19 protein-coding genes are annotated in these 22,672 nt (G+C 45.2%); 9 read left to right on the forward strand and 10 right to left on the reverse strand.

What is annotated here, in order from left to right; translation table 11 throughout:
• Positions 1–153 precede the first annotated feature (153 nt).
• Complete coding sequence (locus Q3W13_RS20755) at positions 154–2,961, reverse strand: 2-oxoglutarate dehydrogenase E1 component (protein ID WP_302867183.1); 2,808 nt, start codon at positions 2,959–2,961, stop codon at positions 154–156.
• Between the two features lie 418 nt (positions 2,962–3,379).
• On the reverse strand, positions 3,380–4,648 hold the full coding sequence (locus Q3W13_RS20760; protein ID WP_302867185.1) for a DASH family cryptochrome: 1,269 nt from the start codon (positions 4,646–4,648) through the stop codon (positions 3,380–3,382).
• Between the two features lie 163 nt (positions 4,649–4,811).
• Here Q3W13_RS20760 and Q3W13_RS20765 point away from each other — a divergent pair, with 163 nt between their 5' ends.
• The 8 genes from Q3W13_RS20765 (at position 4,812) to Q3W13_RS20800 (ending at position 11,882) form a co-directional block, all read left to right on the forward strand.
• Positions 4,812–5,276 (forward strand): antitoxin Xre/MbcA/ParS toxin-binding domain-containing protein, encoded by a 465-nt coding sequence (locus Q3W13_RS20765; protein WP_302867187.1) that lies wholly within the window; start codon positions 4,812–4,814, stop codon positions 5,274–5,276.
• A 4-nt stretch (positions 5,277–5,280) separates the two neighbouring features.
• Positions 5,281–5,739 (forward strand): RES family NAD+ phosphorylase, encoded by a 459-nt coding sequence (locus tag Q3W13_RS20770; protein WP_302867189.1) that lies wholly within the window; start codon positions 5,281–5,283, stop codon positions 5,737–5,739.
• Between the two features lie 109 nt (positions 5,740–5,848).
• Positions 5,849–6,511: a TetR family transcriptional regulator C-terminal domain-containing protein gene (locus Q3W13_RS20775; RefSeq protein ID WP_302867191.1), complete on the forward strand. Its 663-nt coding sequence runs from the start codon at positions 5,849–5,851 to the stop codon at positions 6,509–6,511.
• Positions 6,498–7,283 carry an HAD family phosphatase gene (locus Q3W13_RS20780; protein WP_302867193.1) on the forward strand — a complete coding sequence of 262 codons (786 nt, stop codon included), beginning with the start codon at positions 6,498–6,500 and terminating at the stop codon, positions 7,281–7,283. The genes Q3W13_RS20775 and Q3W13_RS20780 overlap by 14 nt, the downstream gene beginning before the upstream one ends.
• Complete coding sequence (locus tag Q3W13_RS20785; protein WP_302867195.1) at positions 7,280–8,608, forward strand: AarF/ABC1/UbiB kinase family protein; 1,329 nt, start codon at positions 7,280–7,282, stop codon at positions 8,606–8,608. Before Q3W13_RS20780 ends, Q3W13_RS20785 begins: the two co-directional genes overlap by 4 nt.
• Positions 8,609–9,227: 619 nt before the next feature.
• Positions 9,228–9,539, forward strand: coding sequence for a Dabb family protein (locus Q3W13_RS20790; protein WP_302867196.1), 312 nt, complete (start codon positions 9,228–9,230; stop codon positions 9,537–9,539).
• 125 nt (positions 9,540–9,664) lie between these two features.
• Positions 9,665–10,576, forward strand: a complete 912-nt coding sequence (locus Q3W13_RS20795; protein WP_302867197.1) for a TIGR01777 family oxidoreductase — start codon at positions 9,665–9,667, stop codon at positions 10,574–10,576.
• Positions 10,569–11,882 carry a deoxyribodipyrimidine photo-lyase gene (locus Q3W13_RS20800; protein WP_302867199.1) on the forward strand — a complete coding sequence of 438 codons (1,314 nt, stop codon included), beginning with the start codon at positions 10,569–10,571 and terminating at the stop codon, positions 11,880–11,882. Before Q3W13_RS20795 ends, Q3W13_RS20800 begins: the two co-directional genes overlap by 8 nt.
• Before the next feature lie 12 nt (positions 11,883–11,894).
• Here the strand turns inward: Q3W13_RS20800 and Q3W13_RS20805 are convergent, their stop codons facing one another.
• The 7 genes from Q3W13_RS20805 to Q3W13_RS20835 all read right to left on the reverse strand — a co-directional run bounded on the left by Q3W13_RS20805 (position 11,895) and on the right by Q3W13_RS20835 (position 17,931).
• The gene (locus Q3W13_RS20805; protein ID WP_302867202.1) at positions 11,895–12,848 is read right to left on the reverse strand and encodes a phytanoyl-CoA dioxygenase family protein; all 954 of its coding nucleotides are present in this window, start codon (positions 12,846–12,848) and stop codon (positions 11,895–11,897) included.
• A gap of 156 nt (positions 12,849–13,004) precedes the next feature.
• Complete coding sequence (locus tag Q3W13_RS20810) at positions 13,005–13,958, reverse strand: FKBP-type peptidyl-prolyl cis-trans isomerase (protein ID WP_302867204.1); 954 nt, start codon at positions 13,956–13,958, stop codon at positions 13,005–13,007.
• Positions 13,959–14,017: 59 nt separating this feature from the next.
• Positions 14,018–14,524: an FKBP-type peptidyl-prolyl cis-trans isomerase gene (locus tag Q3W13_RS20815; protein WP_302867206.1), complete on the reverse strand. Its 507-nt coding sequence runs from the start codon at positions 14,522–14,524 to the stop codon at positions 14,018–14,020.
• Between the two features lie 481 nt (positions 14,525–15,005).
• Positions 15,006–15,470, reverse strand: a complete 465-nt coding sequence (locus Q3W13_RS20820) for a MarR family winged helix-turn-helix transcriptional regulator (RefSeq protein ID WP_302867209.1) — start codon at positions 15,468–15,470, stop codon at positions 15,006–15,008.
• 102 nt (positions 15,471–15,572) lie between these two features.
• Complete coding sequence (gene ggt, locus Q3W13_RS20825; protein WP_302867212.1) at positions 15,573–17,279, reverse strand: gamma-glutamyltransferase; 1,707 nt, start codon at positions 17,277–17,279, stop codon at positions 15,573–15,575.
• A gap of 84 nt (positions 17,280–17,363) precedes the next feature.
• Entirely contained in the window at positions 17,364–17,729 is a 366-nt protein-coding gene (locus tag Q3W13_RS20830; protein ID WP_302867215.1) for an addiction module toxin RelE, read from the reverse strand.
• Positions 17,722–17,931, reverse strand: a complete 210-nt coding sequence (locus Q3W13_RS20835; RefSeq protein WP_302867217.1) for a hypothetical protein — start codon at positions 17,929–17,931, stop codon at positions 17,722–17,724. Before Q3W13_RS20835 ends, Q3W13_RS20830 begins: the two co-directional genes overlap by 8 nt.
• Positions 17,932–18,210: 279 nt before the next feature.
• Between Q3W13_RS20835 and Q3W13_RS20840 the strand changes: the two genes are divergently transcribed.
• Positions 18,211–18,705, forward strand: coding sequence for a hypothetical protein (locus Q3W13_RS20840; RefSeq protein WP_302867219.1), 495 nt, complete (start codon positions 18,211–18,213; stop codon positions 18,703–18,705).
• Between the two features lie 99 nt (positions 18,706–18,804).
• On the opposite strand, the gene Q3W13_RS20845 is transcribed toward Q3W13_RS20840, so the two are convergent.
• On the reverse strand, positions 18,805–22,548 hold the full coding sequence (locus Q3W13_RS20845) for a S8 family serine peptidase (protein WP_302867221.1): 3,744 nt from the start codon (positions 22,546–22,548) through the stop codon (positions 18,805–18,807).
• Positions 22,549–22,672: the final 124 nt, after the last annotated feature.

The following is a 22,672-nucleotide window of genomic DNA, read 5'->3' on the forward strand; positions in this document are numbered from 1 at the left end:
TTTCGATTTGAAAATTTGGTGGTTTGAAGATTTGAAAATGACTATCGAATGGATTTAAGTCAAACGCAAATCTTTAAATTTAATATTTTATAATTTTAAAATCTGATAAGGGCCAATCTTCAAATTGACACATCGTCAAATTTTTCAAATTAATTAATCTGCTCCAACATTCGCCATTTTCTCGGTGGTTTCCTTAACAACGGCTTTAACTTTTTTGCCGGCAGGCGTCTCAAAAGCTTTAGCCACAATATGCAGCTGTTGCGCCGCATGCTGTTTGGAGAAGCCTGTAGCAGTACTGCTGCCTTCCGGCCGTGATATGATACCCAGATTAACCGTCATGTGGCTATAGAACTTGCGGCAGATATATGGCCATGCGCCCATATTTTCAGGTTCTTCCTGAACCCAGAAAAACTCATCGGCTTTGGCATAGTTAGCCATCATTTTCTTTATCTGCGTTGTTGGTGTTGGATACAATTGCTCAATCCGCACAATTGCTACGTCCTTACGCTTATCGGCTTGTTGTTTCTCCAGTAAATCGTAATAGATCTTACCGGTACACATCAATACGCGTTTAACCTTTTTAGGGTCGGCATATTGGTCGTCAATCATTTCCTGGAACTTGCCTTTGGTAAAGTCTTCCAGTTTCGATACGCATTTAGGGCTGCGCAATAAGCTCTTCGGTGTAAAAACGATCAGCGGCTTACGGAAATCGCGCAGCATCTGCCTCCTTAACAAATGGAAGAAGTTTGCCGGAGTGGTACAATTGGCCACCTGTATATTGCTTTCGGCGCAAAGCTCCATAAAGCGCTCTACACGCGCCGACGAGTGCTCAGGCCCCTGGCCTTCGTAGCCATGCGGCAGCAGCATCACCAAACCATTGCCGCGCTGCCATTTGGTTTCGGCGCTGGCTATATACTGATCAACAATAATCTGGGCCCCGTTAAAGAAGTCGCCAAATTGTGCTTCCCAAATAGTTAAAGCATTCGGATTTGCCAAAGCATAACCATACTCAAAACCTAAAACGCCGTATTCGGACAATAATGAGTTATAGATGCTGAATTTTGCAGGTGTATCGATCGTATCAAGCGGAACATATTCATCTTCCGAATCTGCCAGGGTTAACACCGCATGGCGATGCGAGAAGGTACCACGTTTTACGTCTTCACCGCTCAACCTTACAGGGTGGCCATTTTTTAACAGCGTGCCATAAGCCAGCAACTCGCCCATTGCCCAATCGAACACGTGGGTTGTAGTCACCATTTTGCTTCGTTCTTCAAACAGTTTTTCTATTTTCTTAAAAAACTGTTTACCCTCGGGCAGCACCGTTATTTTTTTACCTATATCAAGCAGTTCCTCTTCGGGCACAGCGGTTTCTACAGGCGTAAAGAATTCTTTGGTTGTGGCCAGGTGCATACCCTGCCAGGCGCCTTCAAACATATGCACGGTTTCGGTGAATTTCTCTTCGGCTTTTGATTCATCCAGCCTGGTTTGCAGTTCGGCACGGAATTTCTTTTCCATTTCGGTTGCCAGGTTGGCGTCTATGCTGCCTTCGGCCTGCAATTTCTGCTTGTATATTTCAAGCGGGTTGGGGTGTGCCTCGATGGCCTTGTATAACAGCGGCTGGGTAAACTTCGGCTCATCAGCTTCGTTATGGCCATAGCGGCGGTAGCAAAGTATGTCGATAAACACATCTTCGTGGAATACCTGGCGGTACTCCATCGCTAAGTTTACCACGTAAGCCAGGGCTTCAACATCATCGCCATTTACGTGGAAAACCGGTGATAAGACCGTTTTGGCCACGTCGGTACAATAGGTGCTCGAGCGTGCATCCTTAAAGTTGGTGGTAAAGCCGATCTGGTTATTAATTACCATGTGGATAGTACCGCCGGTACGGTAACCGTCCAGTTTCTCCATCTGCAACACTTCATAAACAATGCCCTGGCCCGCTACTGAAGCATCACCGTGTATCAATATCGGGGCGATTTTGCTTTCGTCGCCACCGTACTTAAAGTCTATTTTAGAACGGGTCAGGCCTTCCACAACCGGGTCCACCGCCTCCAGGTGCGAGGGATTGGGGCAAAGGCTCAGGTGTACTTTTTTGCCGCCTTTGGTTACTACGTCAGTTGAATAACCCAGGTGATATTTAACGTCGCCGCCGATGCCGGCTTCTACGTCGTAGTTTTTACCTTCAAATTCAGAGAACACCTCCTTATAAGGTTTCTCCATAATATTAGTGAGCACGTTCAGCCTGCCCCGGTGGGCCATGCCGATAATGAACTCCTGTATGCCGAATTCCGACCCTTTCTGGATCACTGAATCCAGTGCGGGGATCAACGCCTCAGCGCCTTCGAGCGAGAAACGCTTCTGGCCTAAAAACTTGGTACCCAAAAAGCTTTCGAACACCACAGCTTCGTTCAGCTTATCCAGCATCAGCTTTTTTTCGTCTACCGAGAATGACGGCGTGTTACGCCTGCTTTCCATCCTGTCTTCAAACCATTTCAACTTGATTGGATTGCGGATGTACCGGTACTCTGCGCCTATCGACTGGCAATAGGTTTCCTCTAACAGCTGACGGATATCGCGCAAGGTGGCCGCACCAAGCCCAACTTCGACACCGGAATTAAAAACGGCGTCCATGTCGGCTTCACTTAAGCCAAATGTCTCTAATTCTTTACCCGGAAAGTACTTGCGTCGCTCCCGAACGGGGTTAGTTTTAGTAAATAAATGGCCACGCGTACGGTAGCCATCTATCATATTAAGCACGTTAATTTCCTTTAAAAAATGCTCGGGGGTTTCGCCGCCTGCAGTAGCTGCGGGCGCCGGGTTTTCCCTGCCAAAATCAAACCCTTCAAAAAATTTCTGCCAGCCAAAGTCAACTGATTCAGGGTCTTGTTTGTATGATTCGTATAGGGAATTGATGTATGCAGCGTTGCCGCTGTTGATATAATTGAGACGATCCATGAGAAAACCAATCTTTAAAACGGTACAAAAGTAAACATATGTACCCGGAAACTTTGTAATTTATTTATAAAAGTATGCGGTAATTTTTCGAAGTGCGGCTTAATTTGAGTTAATGACCGGCCGTTTACAGGTAATTTCCGCAAATATTGGTTACAAAAGTATACCAGTATATTTTTTTCATTAAATGTTATAATTGGATAGGTCAAAATAGGCTTACTGATTTTATTTTCAAAATAAAATTACAACGACCTCTCACGCTGTTTTTAATGAAATATCCGGCGGAAGAAATTACGCAAATAGCCCAGCCCTTCAAACAGGATGGCAAGCGCGCCGATAATAACCGTAAATTGTTCAAACAGGTTCATAATCACTTATATGACGCCGGGAGGAGGAGATTATTACGGAAGAAGAATAAATATCATATCAGCGCAGGCAACCAGGTGTCGATGTACCCGCTTGGTGAAGTGTTCTCGGGTAAGGCGGCAACCTGGTAACGGCTTTCACGCGCATCATTAACACCTGCTATAAAGGCCCAGTTGCCCCAGTTGCTTGCAGGAGAATAATCTACCAGCTTTTCCTCGAAATAAGCAGCGCCTTTTTTCCAGTCGATCTTCAGCTCGTTCACCAGGAAAACCGCTGTGATCTGACGACTTTGACTGCTGATATACCCGGTAGCGTTTAGCTCGTGCATTATCGCGTCCACTATCGGCACGCCGGTGCTGCCATTTTTCCAGCTTTCAAACAGTGCATCATTTTCAATGGCAGTATTATCCTCACTATCTTTACGGGCGATAAATTTCTGCCCGTGTTTTTTAAACATAAACCTGAAGTAATCGCGCCAAAGCAGGTCGAGCAAAATATTACCGTATTGGGTGTTGTTTAACTGCTGGTGTTTAACCACTTCCCAATATACCTTACGCAACGATATACAACCCAGGGCAATCCAGGGCGACAACCTGGACAAGTTAACCTGTGCCCCCTTTTTACCGATCACCAAATGACTGTTCTCCTCAAAAAAGCGGGCGAGCTGCGCCAGGGCTTCATCTTCGCCGCCAACAAACCGGTTCACTGAGCGCGGGTCGTCCACCGGCTCAGTAAGACCAAGCGTTTGCAGCGTAGGTATTTCACCTGCCTCACTAATTTCAGGGATTGACAGATGTTCAGGAGTATCCAGACAGGGACGAACGTTGCTGTCGCGTTCGGCCTTCTTTTTAAATACCGCGAAACTATCCGGAATATCTTTTATCGGGAAGGGCAAGTCTTCTTTATGATATAGCGTATGGCCAATAAAATGTTTCAGGTTAAGCCTTATCTTCCACAGGGCAGCTTCAACCTGTTCAGAAATATCAGTCTCTTCGCGCGCTACCTCGCGATGGTGGTACACTTCACTAACATGATATTCTTCGGCAAGCTGCGGCAACAACTCTGCCGGGTTACCCACCCTTACAATCAGTTCACCGCCAATATTCTGCAGATTTTTCCGCAGGTTTGCGACAGACTCAATAAGAAAACGGGCCCGGATGTTACCTGTTTTGGGATTCCCAGAGGGGTTTTGCCTGAAATAAAAAGGGTCAAAGCAGTATACCGGCAGTATTTTATCCGCTTTACGCACCGCTTCCAATAAAATTTCATTGTCGTGAATGCGCAAGTCGTTTCTAAACCATACCAGTATCGTTCTTTCACTCATAGTTAAACAGGGGATTAACTTTATTGCAGTGTACAAATTTGCAATTTATTTAATGGTTAACAATAGCTGCGATTAATATTTGACATGGGGGAAACATTGGAAATTAACAAAACATTTTGAATTAAACGACATTTTATCCTTATATTTGGTAAAATTGTCGCAAATGAAAGTTGCAGAAAAAATCAGTGAAAAAAATCACGCTTTGAGTTTTGTTAATTTGCTTGGCGGAAAAACTATTGTAAATAGTCCGGTCCAGTCCGATTTTGATCTTATTACCTTAAGCAGTGAAGGGCTTACGAAAGCATCTCTTGATGCCCTGATAAGCCATCTTGGCATTTCTAAAAAATCCTTTTCTGAAAACATCCTGGATACCTCTGTTAAAACCCTTGAGCGGAAAAAGAGCACCGACAAACTTGACAGGCGCACATCATCGCATATAATTGAAATTACTAAAGTAGTTGAGCATGCTTTTGAAGTATTTGAAGATGAAGAAAAGGTTAAGCATTGGCTTAATTCACCCAACAGAGCTCTGAATAATATTAAACCTATCGATTTATTCTACCTGCCAACCGGGCTTGGTATGGTTAACGATATTTTAGGCAGGATTGAGGAAGGCGTTTATTCCTGATAATATGAAAGTTTACCGGGTGGTAAAATCGCTAAAGCGTGTAAAAGACTTATCAGGTATGGGAGCTTTCAAAAACGGAGGCCGCTGGAATAGCAAAGGGACTTATATGCTGTACACGAGTGTAAACAGTTCATTAGCCTATCTTGAAAATCTTGTGCATTTTGAAACCGATACTCCGCCAAATTTACATGTTGTTGAAATTGAAATAGATGACGACTCAAGTATCTATCAATTGCCGGATAATAAATACCCCCACGACTGGCAACAAAAAGAAAATCTTTCAAATAAAATTCTTGGCGACAAGTGGATGAATGATAAAGAATATCTTGGAATAAAAGTGCGGTCAGCCGTAAATCCGTCAGAGCACAATATTCTTTTAAATCCATTATTCCCCGGGTATCATAACAGATTAATCATAATCTCGATCGAAACGATACCATTTGATAGCCGCTTATCAAAGTAAGCCGGTCTATCTGTACTATCCCCCCAATCCTATCGTTAATTATAATACACGGATGACATTTGTTTGCAAACTATGTCATAATTTTATCCAACAATTTAACACACAACATATGGCTACGATAGAGAGCATCCAGAAAGCGTACATCGATTATGTGCTTACTGAAGGGCATCAGCCAAAATCTGTTTACGTTTTTGCCAAAAAAAATAAAATGTCCGAAGAGGAATTTTACCGCTTCTTTGGCTCGTTTGACGCAATTGAACAGCATTTATGGACGAACTTTGGCGTGCGCACCATCGCCGAAATAAGAACCCAGGAGGTATGGAACCAGTATTCGGCCCGCGAAAAGGCATTGTCGTTTTTTTACAGCTTCTTTGAACTGTTAAAGAGCAGCCGCAGCTTTGTGGTTTACAGCGTGCGCAAACAGCCCAAAAGCTTTGCTACGCCCATGACGTTCACCGGACTAAAAGACGTTTTTGAGTCATTCTGTAATGACCTGATTACCGAGGGGCTGGAATCAAACGAATTATCTGAGCGTAAATTCTTTAGCAACCGTTATAAGGACGCCCTTTGGGTGCAACTGGTTTTTATCCTTAATTTTTGGATAAACGACAGCTCTGCCGGTTTTGAAAAGACCGATGAAGCTATTGAGAAAGGCATCAACGTAACGTTCGACTTATTCCAGCGCTCCCCTATTGATAATTTGCTTGATTATGGCAGGTTCCTGGTGAGGCACGGACGCGTAAAAGAAAGCATGGGATTTGGAAGCAACTAAGCAGGGCCTGACCCTAAATCCTTCTGCAAAGGAGAAGGACTTAAAAAACAATGCAGCTCAAGTCTCCCCTGCGGGGGGAGATTTAAATAGGGTTCAAAGCCATGTTCAGTTCGCAGCCATTTTTGATATGGACGGAACGCTGATCGACAATACTCCTTACCACTTCAAGTCGTGGCAGGCCCTCTTTAAAAAATATGGAAGGGGGCAACTGACCAGGCAAACCTACTATACCGAGATAAGCGGCGTGCCGGTAATGGAAACTATTCGCAGGTTATTTGGCAGCGACCATGATGAGGCTGGGCTGAGGGCCCTGCTTAATGAAAAAGAAGAATATTACCGGCAGGCGTATGCGCCGTTTGTGGCCCCGGTAAATGGTTTAGAAAATTTTTTGACCGAACTGAAAGATGCCGGCGTAAAAATGGCGATGGCAACGTCAGCCACTATACAGGACATCAATTTCATACTCGACCGGATACCTATCCGCAATAATTTTGAGGTTATCATCAATTCAACAATGGTGAGCAAACCAAAGCCAGATCCGCAGATATTTTTAAAAGCTTCCGGGAGGCTTGGCAGAAAACCCGCTGATTGCGTGGTATTTGAGGACTCTTTGGCAGGTATCAGGGCCGCAAATAGTGCAGGCATGAAAGTTGCCGGTATAACTACGGGGCACACGGCTGACGAACTGCACCCGGTCGATCTCGTTATTACCGACTACACAGACTTAACAGTGCAAAAGCTTGCCACCTTATTTAAGGAACACCAAAAATGAGTGATAAAACACCGAAAGAACAAAACAGCATACCCACCAGCAAGGTTGAACGCTCGGCCAAATTTGTAAAAACAGGCTTCAAAATCGGCGGCAACTATATCAAGCATTATTCAAAAAAACTATTCAATCCGGATTTGGATAAAAGCGAGCTGAACGAGGATAATGCGAGTGACATATACGAATCGCTAAGCGAACTGAAGGGCAGTGCGTTGAAAGTTGCGCAAATGCTCAGCATGGATAGGAACCTGCTGCCACAAGCTTATACCGACAAGTTTTCGCAATCGCAATACAATGCTCCTCCACTGTCAGGGCCATTGATTGTTCAAACCTTCAAAAAATACTTCGGTAAAACACCGGATAAGATTTACGAAAAGTTTAATGTCCGCTCCTCCAATGCGGCCTCTATCGGCCAGGTGCACCAGGCAGAGCTAAATGGAAAAAAGCTGGCTGTAAAAATTCAATATCCCGGAGTGGGCGATTCTATTTCATCCGATTTAAAGCTAGTAAAACCATTTGCATTCCGGCTGCTGGGCATGAGCGAGCGGGAATTGGATGTTTATATGAAAGAGGTAGAAGAGCGCCTGTTAGAAGAAACTGATTATGAGCTGGAAGTTCGCCGTTCGGTAGAGTTCTCCAACGCCTGCGCCGGGCTCAGCAATGTCGTGTTTCCTAAATATTATCCCGAACTGTCCAGCAAGCGTATCATCACCATGGACTGGCTTGAGGGTAAACACCTGCGCGAATTTTTGCAGACCAACCCGTCGCAGCAAGTCCGTAATAAAATCGGGCAGGCCTTATGGGATTTTTACAACTTTCAGCAGCATGAACTCCGTGCCGTTCATGCCGACCCGCACCCTGGTAATTTTTTGATCACCGCCGATGAAAAGCTTGGCATCATTGATTTTGGATGCATTAAAGAAATGCCGGAGGACTTTTACCTCCCGTTCTTTTCGCTCACTTCAACAGGATTGATGAATAATAAAGAGGAAACGATCAAAGCCTTTCGTCAATTGGAAATGATACATTCCAACGATACCCCGGTGCAGATAGAATTTTACTACGGGATGTACCGCCAGATGATCGGCCTGTTTGCCAAGCCTTATATTACCGACCATTTTGATTTCGGCCAGACCGCATTCTTTGATGAACTATATGGCTTTGGCGAAAAGGTTTCCAAAATGCCGGAGTTTAAGCAAGCCCGCGGCGTAAAACATTTTATCTATGTAAACCGCACTAATTTCGGGTTGTATAACATCTTACATGAGTTAAAGGCAGAGGTGAAGACGGATACATTTAAGCCGCATGTGGTTGAGCAATTTGTTTAAGTTATGATTAACCGATTTAAAGGAGTGATTTGAGGGATTAAAGACTTACAGGATAGCCGGTAAAGCGCCATCGTTCGTTTTTAAAAAATACTGAATCAATCTCAGCCTGTGAAACCGGGAATCGCCAAAACTCTGTCAGCACTTTTCACGTTTGCAATCGCTATCTTTGTGTATTCCCTCCTATTCTTTGAAATTTTTGCCCTTTGGGATATTGTAACCCCTGTGCCGCTGACTTATCGGTTTTAAATTTTTGCTTTTCACCCATCAATATTAGCAAATAACTTTTAAAACAGCCTCTATTCAATTCCCCAGCTATCAAAACCACTGTTTTTATACCGAACGGTCATAATGGTTTTTGCCCGTTTTTAAGGTGTTTTTGTAGACGGACAAAACCGCTTTTGCCCGTTTTTACCTCAGTTTTTGTTACGGGCAAAACGCATTTAGCCCGTTTTTGGGGTGGTTTTTTGTTACAGGCTAAACGGGTTTTACCCATCTGCATTTTGGATTCCGCCCAATGATCATGGCTACAGACATAAATGTTGTATCTCTATATGCCGTCATAAAATTCATCAATTCACAACATTATTTTGTATGATTGTAAAACACATTTATCATTACTATGCTACTCGAAAACACCTTTGTGCACCACGTACATTTCTGGCTGAAAGATAAAGCCGATAAAGCGAAATTGATTGAAGGCCTCAACCTGCTGAAGCCAATCGGACACATCCGCCAAATTCACATCGGCGTACCTGCCGAAACCTTCCGGGATGTGGTTGATCGCTCGTATGACGTATCTCTTTTACTGCTTTTTGACGGCCCTGCCGAGCAGGAAGCCTACCAGGTTGACCCGACCCATGTAATATTTGCCGAAAACTACGCCAAACCGCTTTGCAGTAAAGTTGTTGTTGCCGATAGCGTGAACGTGTAGTTCAGGGTTGATAGTTGAAGGCAGGAAAGAACCGGGAGTAATCAACCAGGAATTAAGACAAAAAGTTAGCGCGATTATTAACTATCTATCAACTACATGCGCGCTCCGGCTATGAACCATTAACCATGAACTCTAACAAAAAGACCATTCTTCTAACCGGCGGTACGGGCGCGATCGGCAAAAAGCTTACGGAGCAATTGCTTGCGAAAGGCTATACGGTAAATATGCTGAGCAGAAAGCCCGGCAGCGACCCGCGGGTTAAAACTTTTTTGTGGGATGTAAACAAGGGAGAAATTGATGCAGGCTGCATTGATGGGGTTGATACAGTAGTGCACCTTGCAGGCGCCGGCATCGCCGATAGCCGCTGGACCGAAAAGCGTAAACAAGAGATTATTAACAGCCGGGTTAAATCTATTGAGCTGATTTATGGACTGTTACGAACCAGGAAACACCAGGTAAAATCAATAGTATCAGCATCGGCAATAGGCTACTACAGCGATCGGGGGGATGAACTGCAGACGGAGGAGAGCCCGCCAAATACTGATTTTATGGGCCGCTGCTGTGTGGAATGGGAACGGGCGGTGGATGAGGGGCAGCACTTAGAGCTGCGCATAGTTAAATTTCGTACGGGCGTTGTGCTGGATGAAGAAGGCGCGCTAAAGCTGATGGCGCGGCCGGTTAAGCTGTATGTGGGCTCGGCCCTGGGCAACGGCAAACAATGGGTGCCCTGGATACACTGGCAGGATGTGGTGGATATGTATATGCTGGGAATTGAACACGAAAACTTTTCCGGCGCATACAACATGGTTGCCCCAAACCCGGTAACCAATGCGCAACTTATTAAAGCCATTGCCAAACAATTGCAAAAGCCACTGTGGGCGCCAAATGTTCCGGCTTTTTTACTAAAGCTGCTGCTGGGCGAGATGAGCACCATCGTATTAGGAAGCACCAGGGCATCGGCACAAAAAATTGAAGACGCGGGTTACCGGTTTAAATACCCGGATATTGGCCCGGCATTAAAACAGATCTATGGATAAACAACAGCCGGTTTCGGTATTCTGGTTCAGGCGCGATTTACGGTTGGATGATAATGCAGGGCTTTACCATGCCCTTAAGAGTGGCAACCCGGTATTGCCCATCTTTATTTTCGACAAGCACATTTTAAAGCAACTGGATGATAAGGACGATGCACGGGTTACCTTTATTTACGAAACAATAGTGGCCCTTGATACGGAATTACGCCGGCACGGCAGCAGTCTGCTGGTGTTGTATAACCAGCCGGACAATGCCTGGACCGGTTTGCTAAAGGACTATAAGATAGCTGCTGTTTTTACCAATCATGACTATGAGCCGTATGCCAAACAGCGCGACGATGCTATAGCTACCCTCTTAAAAAAGAATAACATTACCTTTAATACCTACAAGGACCAGGTAATATTCGACCGCGATGAGGTAACCAAAGATGATGGTACCCCATACACGGTTTACACGCCATACATGCGCAAATGGCATCAAAAGCTAAAACCGTTTTACCTGAAAGCCTATCCGAACAAGAAATATTTTAAGAATTTTCATCAAAGTAAAGCATTCAATTTACCCTCTTTAAAAGAAATCGGGTTTGAGAAAAGCAACCAGCAGTTCCCGAAAATTCATTACAAGGAATACATCCAGGACTATGCCGACAAGCGCGATATCCCGGCAGTAAAAGGCACCACGCATATCGGTTTGCATTTGCGGTTTGGTACGGTAAGCATCCGTGAGCTGGCACGTGAGGCCAATACCCATCATAACAAAACCTGGCTGAATGAGCTGGTATGGCGTGAGTTTTTTATGATGATACTATATCATTTCCCTCAAACTGCAGACCACGCCTTCCGCCCGGAGTACGACCGCATTAAATGGATAAATAATGAAGAACAGTTTAAAGCATGGTGCAACGGTGAGACCGGCTATCCGCTGGTAGACGCCGGTATGCGCGAACTGAATGCTACCGGCTTTATGCATAACCGCGTGCGTATGTTAGTGGCCAGCTTTTTGGCTAAAGATTTATTGATAGACTGGCGCTGGGGCGAACGTTATTTTGCCCGCAAGCTGCTGGACTACGAAATGGCCAGTAATGTGGGGAACTGGCAATGGGCCGCAGGGTCGGGCACTGATGCCGCACCATATTTCCGTATTTTTAGTCCGGATTCACAAACCAAGCGTTTCGACCCTAAGATGGAATACATAAAAAAATGGGTTCCGGAATATGCTGATTTCAGCAAGTACCCAAAACCCATTATCGATCATACGTTTGCGCGTGAGCGGTGTTTAAAAGCTTTTAAAGAAGCCTTAAACAGATAGCAGCGGCAAACGTTATTTCCAAAGATTTTTTATCGTTTTAACAATATTAGGCATCACCTTTAAATGGCTGCTCAAAAAGTATAGCTTTTTAGCTGTTGGCAGCAGGTGGAATTTTTTTCCATTATAACTTTGTACAACCTCTTCGCCCGTTTTTATATTTTTCAACCCATTACGCAGAAAAAGCTCTCTGGTAACCATATTTGATAGCATTGGGGTGTAGTAGTAACAATCTGCAAAAAAATAATGCGTAACCTGCGACCAGCGCGAAGCACCCTGTTTGGTAACCGGTGAGCCGCCATGAATTATATTTGACGACCAGATGAGCAGGTCGCCTTTTTTTGCAAGGAACTTTCTTTTTTCCAGCTTATTCGCTTCGACTATCTTTTCAATAAAGTCTTCGTATTCCTTGTAATTTTCATAGGATGTGGTAACAGGTGTATTCCCGATATGCGAAAAATCGTATTCGGGCAGCGTATGCGAGCCTGGGTAATAAAATACCGGGCCGTTTTCTTCGGTGATATCCTCCAGCGCTACCCAAACGCCGCACATGAACCTTGCCGGCAGGGAGCTAAAGTGAATGGTGTCTGAATGAGCCCGTTGCTGTGTGCCTACGCTAAAATTAAGTGTTTGAAAAGGTATTACTTCCCTTTCATACAAAAATTCAAGCGTTTTCAGTATTTCGGGATGACAAGCTAACTCCCTGGCGGCTTCAGAAACCTGCCAGAAATCCTGCACACGCACCTCGTCGCGTTGGGTGTTGAGGCGGAAATCAGGATTAAAGGCTTTCGTTTTCGCATCGTTGAGCACTGCGTCGATCAGGCTTTCGGACAAAACGCCCTGCAAAACAACAAAACCGTCACGATGATACGTTTCAGCTATTTCGGCCTGCTTTGCAGTAAGCTTTTTTGATTTGATAGCCTCTTCAAAAAACGGGGATTCAACCCAGGGTAAGTTAGCTGTAACCATGTTGATTGTTTGGGGATTGTTGCAGAAATATTTTAAATAAAGTTCAGACGAAATATTAATTTATATCCCATATAATGGATAAAAAACATCAAAATACCACCAGCAGACAGGATTCTTTTGCAAATCTGCCTGCTAAGTCTGTAATACTTATACAGCCTATTGCGTTACCGACACAATTACAAATGTAAACCTTAAACAGCTGTTGGTAGGTATCGAGCTTGCAGTTCCATCACCATACCCTAAATCCGAGGGCACAATTATGGCAATCTTAGTGCCTACTACAACGCGATTTTGGGTAAATGCATCATGCACCCCGGCCGTTAAGCCCGATACCGCCTGAACCGGCGAAATATTACTCCCATTGTAACTGCCATCGAAAATTGAGCCATTTAATAGCTGCCCGGTATAGGTTGAGGTATAGTAACTCTTGTCGGTAAGTGGTGTTGATCCGGTCCCCGGCTCCAAAATTTTGTAGTAATAAAAGTAACCCGGCTTTGTTGTGCTCTCTTTTTTTGTGTAGGTCGACAAGTCTGAAACCCGGCTGGCTATCAACTGCTGGTCATAAGTCTTATAATCATCAATTACATGCACATAATAGTCCAGGCATTGGTTACCGGCGATATTGGCGTTTACCACCGTAGAGCTGCCAGCCGTTCGGTAACCATTAACGCCATAGCCCAGGTGCGATGGTATTAAAAACCGGGCGCTGGCGCCTTTATATTTAAGCAAGTTATGAATAGCCAGTTGCAAGCCTTTGGGCAAAGCGATATTGCTTAGATGGCCTAAGTATTCCTCGTAGTGATTTTGAATAGTGTCTGAGGATATGTACTTACCATCTACCGACCGTACAGTAAACACAAACGATACCTGCTCGGAATATTCCAGCGGCGCAGTAGCCGTGGGTGAAGGCGGAAGTAACAGTTGATAGTATATACCGGTTGTATCGCCATCGGTAGTATCCCTCTTCATTGCTGTAAGGCCATGCACGTTAATATAGTTCTCTATCTGTTGCTGGTCATAAGTCTTAATATCCACATCAACGTGGTCTTTCCTGCATGATACAAGAGCTACGGCGGCAATAAAAAGAAGGGTAAAAATTCTTTGTCTCATTTGTTATTCCTGTTTCGGCGGGCTGTCCGCCCCACATCACCATTTCCCTGGCGAGTTTTTTAGTTTGTTATGTTATAAAACTTAATATTAAAAATCAGCACCGCGTTTGCCGGCAGCCCCAGCGTGGGCTGCGGAAAAGGCCCGTAAGCATAATGCGAAGGTATAAACACCCTTATCACCCCGCCCAGTTTAACCTTTGATGCCGATATGCCATATTGCCATCCCTTTATGGTTTGCCCCAATATATACGACGGATGAAAATTATCCGTAGATGTAAACTGGGTCCCGGTAGTTAACAGCGTACCTGTATAACCAACGGTAATGTTGGTTGAGCTGGTAATCACCACATCTTCGGTGCCAACTGTGTCAACCACATAATAAATACCCAGGGGCACTCCTGCAGAGTCCACCTGCTTTGCAGTAATATTGTGCGTGTTTAAATAGTCGCTTATAATTTTACTGTCAACCGCAAGCTGGGCTTTAATCTGGGATTTTACATTGTTGTCCTTTTTACAGCCTGCAAAACAAGCGCTTAAAAGCAATAAAAACAACAGGATCCTGTTCATCGTACATTCAGTTTGTTTGCCTTTAAACAGGCAGCAGGTGCAAAATGCCCACCCTGTATTAATCGGCAAATTTATTCTTTTATCTTTCAAAAACAGCAGCTTAACATTTTTTAACAAATAATTAGTGTTGTGCGCCATAAACGTTACGTTTTCAAGCCCGGTTTTGCTACTGATAACGGGGATTTTGATGGAAAAGTGTGGGAGGGACAGGGTGATCGTATTGAGTTGGTTGAGTCAGTGATCTGAACAGGAGATAAACCGATTTTGGATTTGCAGGGTCCGGTCGTAAATAAAAGTCTGCCCTGGTAGCATGTCGCACATAATCAATTATTCAAAACTTAAACAAGTTAACAATGGCGTTACCTGCGGCCCGAGCTATCCGCTCATACACCTCCAGGCCTTGGGCGCGGGCCGGTATCCGCTCCTATCGCTAACGCTGATTGCCTGATTCTGATTTCGGGAATTCAACTGAATCAACCATTCACTTAACCAACCTCTCCCCTTCTTCCGGTTTAAAGTTCAGGGTAAGCTGATTAACCTTTTTCAGCATTTTAATTAGGTATTCCCGATCCTGTTCGCTGATGTGATCGTTGAGGTAATTATTGAAAAGTTTGCCGATTACTCGCGCCTGGTGGCGTTTTTCTTTGCCAAGTTCGGTAAGGTATATTTTTACGGAGCGCTTGTCGCCCTCGTTGGATTCGCGGTATATCAGGCCCGATTTTTCCAGTTGTGCCAGCATTCGCGACAAGCTGGTAGACTTTAACCCGAGTAATGCCGCCACCTGCGAAACCGTGGTACCTTCTTTTTCGTCGATATTGATCAGCAAATACCCGATAGACTGTGTGATACCGAACCCGGCCACCAATTGGTTGTAACGGTTTGCTACGGTTTGCCATACTACTTTTAAAAAGTAATCGATCGTCTCCTGGGGTTTTGTCTGACTCATATTTTAGTTCATAGTTGTTTTTGAGTCCATGGCCCATATACCATGGTGAAACATTCAATATTTGCCACCATCAACCATGGCCTGTGGTCCATGGACTATCGGCTAATATCCGGTCGCCGTATCGTCTCCTCTTGGGTCAGCGCCGCCGTAGTAGCCATCTTTAGTAATTAAAATAGCGTCTACTCTGCCGCTTGGGCCGCCCGGTATTATTTTATAGCCTTTTTTGGTCAAGTTATCGATAGTAGCCTGGCTGAAGCCATCCTTTTCTACAGTAACATTATCCGGCAGCCATTGGTGGTGAAAACGTTTGTCACTCACGGCCTGCTGCATATTTTCATCAAACTCAATAACATTTAAAATAGTTTGAAAAACGGACGTGATAATTGTAGAGCCGCCCGGCGTACCCACCACCATAAACAATTTGCCATCTTTTTCAATAATGGTTGGCGTCATTGACGAAAGCATGCGCTTGTTCGGTTGTATACTGTTGGCCTTGCCGCCAATCAACCCAAACATGTTCGGCACACCCGGCTTGGCGCTAAAATCGTCCATCTCGTTGTTCAGTAAAAAACCTGCGCCGCCAACAATTATTTTAGAGCCGAAGGAACCGTTTAATGTAGTAGTTATAGATACAGCATTACCATCCTTGTCTACAATGGAATAATGGGTAGTCTGGTCGCTTTCATAGCCCGCAAATGAACCGGGCTGTATGCTGCTGCTTGGTGTAGCCGCATTCCAGCTAAAATTTTTCATCCGGGCATCAATGTAAGCCAGGTTGAGCAGGCTGTCTGCCGGCACCTTATAAAAGTCAGGGTCCCCCAGGTATTTGGAGCGGTCGGCATACACGCGGCGCTCGGCCTCCACAATCAGCTGCACGGTAGAATCCTGGTTATGTCCCCAACGATGCAGCGGATATTTTTCAACCGAATGCAGCAGCTGCAGCAGGGCTATCCCGCCGCTGGATGGCGGCGGCATGGTGATCATCTTATAGTTTTTATACTTGCCGGTAATGGCTTTACGCCAAACGGAGTGATAATTTTTCAGATCTTTTTTGGTGATGATACCCTTGCCGGTTTGCATTTCGGCAATAATTTCATCAGCAACTTTACCCTTGTAAAAACCATTCCTGCCATTGTCGCGGATAAATTCGAGCGTCCTGGCGAGATCTTCCTGTACTAACAGGTCGCCTTCTTTCCAGGGCGTATCTTTTAAAAAGTAAGTTTTACCCGGATTAAGTTTTTTAAACTGCGGGCCACCCCAGTTTAGCGCACCGGCCAGCTTTTTTGTTATGGTAAATCCATTGCGTGCCAGGTCGATAGCAGGCTGTACCAGCTCGGCCCATTTTAATCTGCCATACTTTTTATGCGCCCTCACCATGCCATCAACAGAGCCTGGCACACCCGATGCCTGGTGCGTAGCCAAACTCATGTTAGGGATCACATTCCCTGCACTGTCGAGATACATATCAGCACGGGCTGCCGCCGGGGCTTTTTCCCGAAAATCAAGCGTGTTTGTTTTCCCTTTTTTCGAGCGGTAAACCATAAAGCCGCCCCCGCCGATATTTCCCGCCTCGGGATGGGTTACCGCCAATGCAAATTGTACTGCCACTGCTGCATCAACAGCGTTACCACCTTTTCTAAGGATATCAGCACCAATTTTAGACGCACCGGGCGTTGCGCAAACCACCATCCCATTTTGATAAGGGCCGTTACCCGTTTCTGCCGCAGTGTCCTGCGCATAAAGACGGAACGAAGACAGATAACAAAGGGACAATAACAATAATTTAGGTGGCAGGAAATGACGGCTCATCCGGTTTATAATTAATCCGGCTAATTTATATTATTTAGATGTAAAAATGATATGATAGATTTTCGCCACTAAGATTAATGGCGGCTATTTTTTATCAGGGTTCATACCCATTGAATTTAAGATATAATCTTTGAGTCGGACAGCAGATTTTTTACTGACGGTATTTGCTTCACTTTTATTAAAAATGGAAAGCAATAAAATATTTGTGCCTTGAGTAGTTTCGTTTAATAGGTAATACATTACACGAAATCCCCCGCTTTTGCCTTTTCCTTTGCTTTCGTCAGCAAGCCTGACCTTATATATTTTATCGCCGTAAGAATCGCCCAGATAAGGATTTTTGGCAAGCTCTTCCTGTAATATCCTTAGGCTGTTCTTTATTGTGGGATATTTCTTATAAAGTGGTTTAAGGTTACGTTTAAATTCTGTAGAGTATTGTACAAAATTACTCATCCCAAAGTTCGTCAAAATTAAGCGCTTTGGCTTCGCCAGATTTTATTTTTTGTGCCTCATCCAATGCCCTGTTTAATGACGCTTGTTCCTTTTTTGAGAGCTTATCTTTAGTTGAAACAAATAAGGTACCACCTTTTTTATTTATTAGCTGTGATATAGCTTCTAATTCGTTGTCTGGTATTTGAAATGTTATAGTTGTCATAAACCAGGTGTTATTCCTACCGAAACAAATATACGATTATTAACGCTGAATGAAACATCTTTAGTTTATTATCACGGTTAGTTACTTATCGCTTAATATCATCCATCCTTAAATATTTCCAATTGTAAATCAACCGGTTGTTAACCCGAAAAGTGATTATCAAACTTAAATTCCAATAAATTATTAATTCTGCCGTTACTTTGCTTTACATATCATGGAATATTATGCGGTATCAAAACCGTTATTTATTTCATCAACCTTGAAAAAACAGTTTATCGAATGAAAAAATTACTTAGCAGTACCCTTGTCCTGTCAGCATTTTTATTATTAAGCTTCCGAACACAGGCACAGGATTACAAGGCAGCCGTTGGCCTTAAATTCGGCGGTTACGAAAATGGCTTTTCCGGTAAATATTTTACCACACCAGATGTAGCTCTCGAAGGCCTTTTAGGCTTTCGCTCACACGGCGTGGTGATTACCGGCTTATATGAATTTCACCAGGTGGCATTCGGGGTAAAAGAATTGAAGTTTTACTATGGCGCCGGTATCCACATCGGCGCGGAAGGCAAGGGCATTTACCGCCGCTTTAATGGCGATGACCAGCTATATAACAATGACCATATCCTTTTTGGTATCGACGGTGTTTTAGGGCTGGAATACCTGATCCCGCAATCCCCGATCGCTGTAAGCCTCGACCTTAACCCGCGGGCTGAACTGGCCACAGGTCCGTTTTTCGACATAGCGCCCGGGTTGGGGCTGAAGTATACTTTTTAGTCCGAAAGTTAGAAAAGTCAGAAAAGTCCGGAAAAAATAAAGTCGGCACAATTGCCATGCTGACAGGAAGTGTCTTTCGGACTTTTCGGATTTTACTTACTATCTTAATACAATCACCTTCACCGCATAGATCTTCTGCCCCAGTTGCACCTTTAGGACGTAAGTTCCGGGCGGCATATTGCTAACGTCGGCCACCGTGCTGAAATTACCTGCGGCTATAGTCTGCTTGCTGGAGTATACTTTTTGCCCTGAAGCGTTTATCAGCGACAGCGTTAAATTATCATTGGTTTTGGCCGAGAAAAAGATATGAAGCTGCGTATCTGCCGGGATCGGAAAAACAACCAGCCCGATATCCCCTTTTCCAGCCGGCCCGCCACCAGCCATTACATATACATAATTTTCTGATAGTACCATACAACCTGTCGCCGCCACCAACGCAACCTGGTAATTACCGCTTTGTTTAGGCGTGTAACTGGTTCCTGTAGCGCCGGGAATGAGCTGTCCGTTCAGGTACCATTGGTTATTTGCCTGCAGGCTCGAATTTAATACGCCGTTACTCTGCGTTATCGCAGGTTTGGCTACAACCACAGCCTGCCTGGTGGCCGACGGGCAGGCTGCACTTTTCACCTTTATATCGTACAGGTAATAGTAATATTCTTTATAAATAGCCGTATCGCTCGCATCGGTAGCTTCGTTACCATAAATACTGAACACGTCGCCTATTTTGAATGGGTACCCTGTTACGCCGGCATTATTGCGATAGATGGTTGCCGTCGCATCGTAACTGATACCAATAGTGTAATTACCCGCTGCCGGTAACAGCAAATTCAGGTTATACAACTTACCCTGGTCGTTAGGGTCATCGGGCTGTGTTCCCGCGCCGGGAGTGGTACGGGTAGCGGCAGCGTTGATGGTAGTGGTTGATACGGTCCGCCCGCTTGCGTCAGTAACATTAAAAGTTATCTTCCCTGCATTGCCAATATAAAGCCGGGCGCTTTCAATAACAAGCGGAATGCGCGTACTTACCTTTATACCCGGCGTAAACTGGTCATACCCTCCACCTGTAAATACACTTTTTGTAGCAGGGCCAACCGTTCCCGAAAAATCATTTAGTCCGGCGTAATAGGTGCTGTTTACCGGAACCTGATCTGTAAGTGCGGTTGCACCATAAGCTATGGGTATGGCGTCACCTTCATTTTTATACCATAACAATTCTCCATCGCCGGATCCGGTAAGTACGTATTTTTTACTGTCGCTGCAATAATAAGCCGCCAGGTTATCAGCTACCGGTGGCCGACTGATCACAACCGTAGCCGACGCAGAATTATTAACAGTCACCGGGTCGCCCGCCAGGTTTGCGGTGGCCTTAATAATATAGGTTGCGCCGGCAGCCGCGTTAAAAGGCGCATCAAGTGTGAAGTTATCCTGAGCATTGGGCTGTAATGTGCCCGTATAGGTTTGCGATAGCGTGGTCACCGTATGATCAGGCGCAGTAACCGTTACCGTAACCGGAACATTACTGACAGGTAACCTGCCAAAGTTTTTTATGGCGACGGTAACTGTTGCTGAGGCCGCACAGGAACCGGTCGCTGCGGGGCTCACTATACCTGTGATACCGGCATCCGTTCCTGTCTGTAAAAACTGAACGGTATAGTCCTGCGTTTCGCCCTTTGTATAAGTACCGCATGGTTTTATCACAGATGTGTCGCTGGTTTCAACCAGTACGACCCGCATTATGGTAAGGTTACCAACCGCCACCGTAGCAGGTACGGTAATGTTGGCGGAGTAGGTACCCGTGCCATTTATAATGCCCGAGGTTGCAACCAGTTCGTTATTATCAAACACACCATTACCATTCCAATCGATATAAACCTTTGCGGCTTTGTTAAAATCGGCGCCGCAGGTACCAAGCGTTAAACTTAGCGGATATGTTTTTGCCAGCTCAAGCTGGATGATTTTGTCCGTATGGTCTGAATAGCTGGTGCAGCCTGCCGGTGGGGTAAAGTTAAGGTTAGCCAGGGTCAGGTTATTTACCCGTGAATCAGCCGTTGACAGGGGCATTGACGCGCAGTAGGTAGCACCTCCTGCCCCGGTAGTGATAAGTGAGTAATCCTGCGAGCCTGATTGCAGCGTGCCTTTGTGTGATACGGTTATGGTGTACGCCCTGCCGGGCACTGGGTTAGGGATAAAAACCTGTTCGATATTATCCAGGATGTTATCCCCCGTTTTTGCAGCAAGCGACGGATGCAATGGGTCCAGTACCCATGGCTTAAATATGTTCGTCCCGTCGCTTACCATAATATCAAGGTCGTTCACCAGCTTTGGCGTGCGGCTGTTTACCGTGCCCTCGGGGGTTGCTGTCCCGGCCGGATCCGTCCAGGAAATGGTTACTGCCAGCGGCCCCTGGCCTGATCCAACAACGTTAAAAGTCTGTTTCTGCCCTTGCTGTAATGTATTTTCTCTTACCAGACTTTTATTTTCATTGTCGGTGATGGCCTGGGTAGCTTTGCGCATATCCAGCAGTCCCCAACCGTAGATGTAATCGGGACCTGCATTTCCGGCATCAAATGCGGTATGGCAGGCAAGGCCTTTCAGCGTGGCTGCTTTCATAAACTTGCCGCCATTTTTCTGCGCATAATATTCCTGCAGGAGATATAGCGAACCCGTAATGTTAGGAGCTGACATTGAGGTGCCCGACAGTGTAATGTACGAGGTTGTACTACTGCTGCCTGCAGACAGCACGTCAATACCGTCGCCTACTATATCGGGTTTAATACGGCCATCGTCAGTAGGGCCGTACCCGCTGAAGTAAGCTATGCTGATGTCGCTTGCCGATGCGGGTCCGTTCGGAAGCGGATTTATGGCGCCGACCGTGAGGATATTTTTGGCGTTAGCTGTTGTGGCGATAATATCATAGCCATTGTTACTGCTGATATTTGCCGGGCGGGCGCCTTTATCTACAAAGGTTTGATTAGTTTTACTGGCATAGCCATAATAATCCTGTCCTACTGCCGGGCCATTTTCTGACCGGCTGTTGCCCGCCGACTCGACGATCAGGTAATACGGAGCATTGTAGGCTATTTTATCCCAGTCCTGCGTACGGCTTCCATAAAATCCGAAGTTATAATCCACTGTATCGCCAGGCAGGCCATACCACTCCCAGCGGCTCTGCAAGCTGTTATAATACCATCCGGCAGCATCGCCATAGGAGTGATTAGAGAGCAATAGCCCCCCGGTGGCGGCCGTACTCATTTCGGATACATCGTTATCAAAGTCGTATGATTGCAGGGTGCTGGCATTATAGGCCATTCCTTTTGCGGGAGCGTAAACGCCCTTTGCTATCATAGTGCCGGACACGTGCGTGGCATGGTCGATCACGCCGGATGTTGAATCATGCAGCGTGATGGTTTTGCCAAAAAACTCCTGGTGAGTACGAAAAACCGAACCGCCGTCCCAAATGGCCAGCTTATTGTTTAACGCTGTACTTGAGCCGGAAAGATTTAAACCTGCTGCTCCGCCCGGGTTTACCGCATTTGTTTGAGTGGTTGCCGCCGCAGTAGTATTGTTATCGGTCTTTAAATAAATTGGAAAGCCTAGGCTGTTTACACCCTGCAGGCTGATGACACCGCCATCAGGAGTGTAGGTTTTAACCGGCCAGCGATTTTTTTTTGCAAGAATCAGCGCTTTTTTGCGGGCTGAATTGAACTTTTGCCGCGATTGGCCGGCAAGCCTGTTTAGCTCCTTTTTGTTGCCTGCACTAATTAAAGCCTGCTGAGCGTATCCTTCGCCGGCAAGGCACAATAAAAGCGCAAGCATGCCAATTGCCGCGTATATTTTATTCATATTTTATTTAAGCACACCGGTTTTAAGCTCTAAATATACCGTTAAAACAATTACAGTATTACAGGCCGCAAAATAAAGTTTGTATTGACAGATCGCAGGCAGGCGCGCCGGAGTACAAATAATC

Source organism: Mucilaginibacter sp. L3T2-6, assembly GCF_030519355.1.
In the GTDB taxonomy this organism is placed as follows: Bacteria; Bacteroidota; Bacteroidia; order Sphingobacteriales; family Sphingobacteriaceae; genus Mucilaginibacter.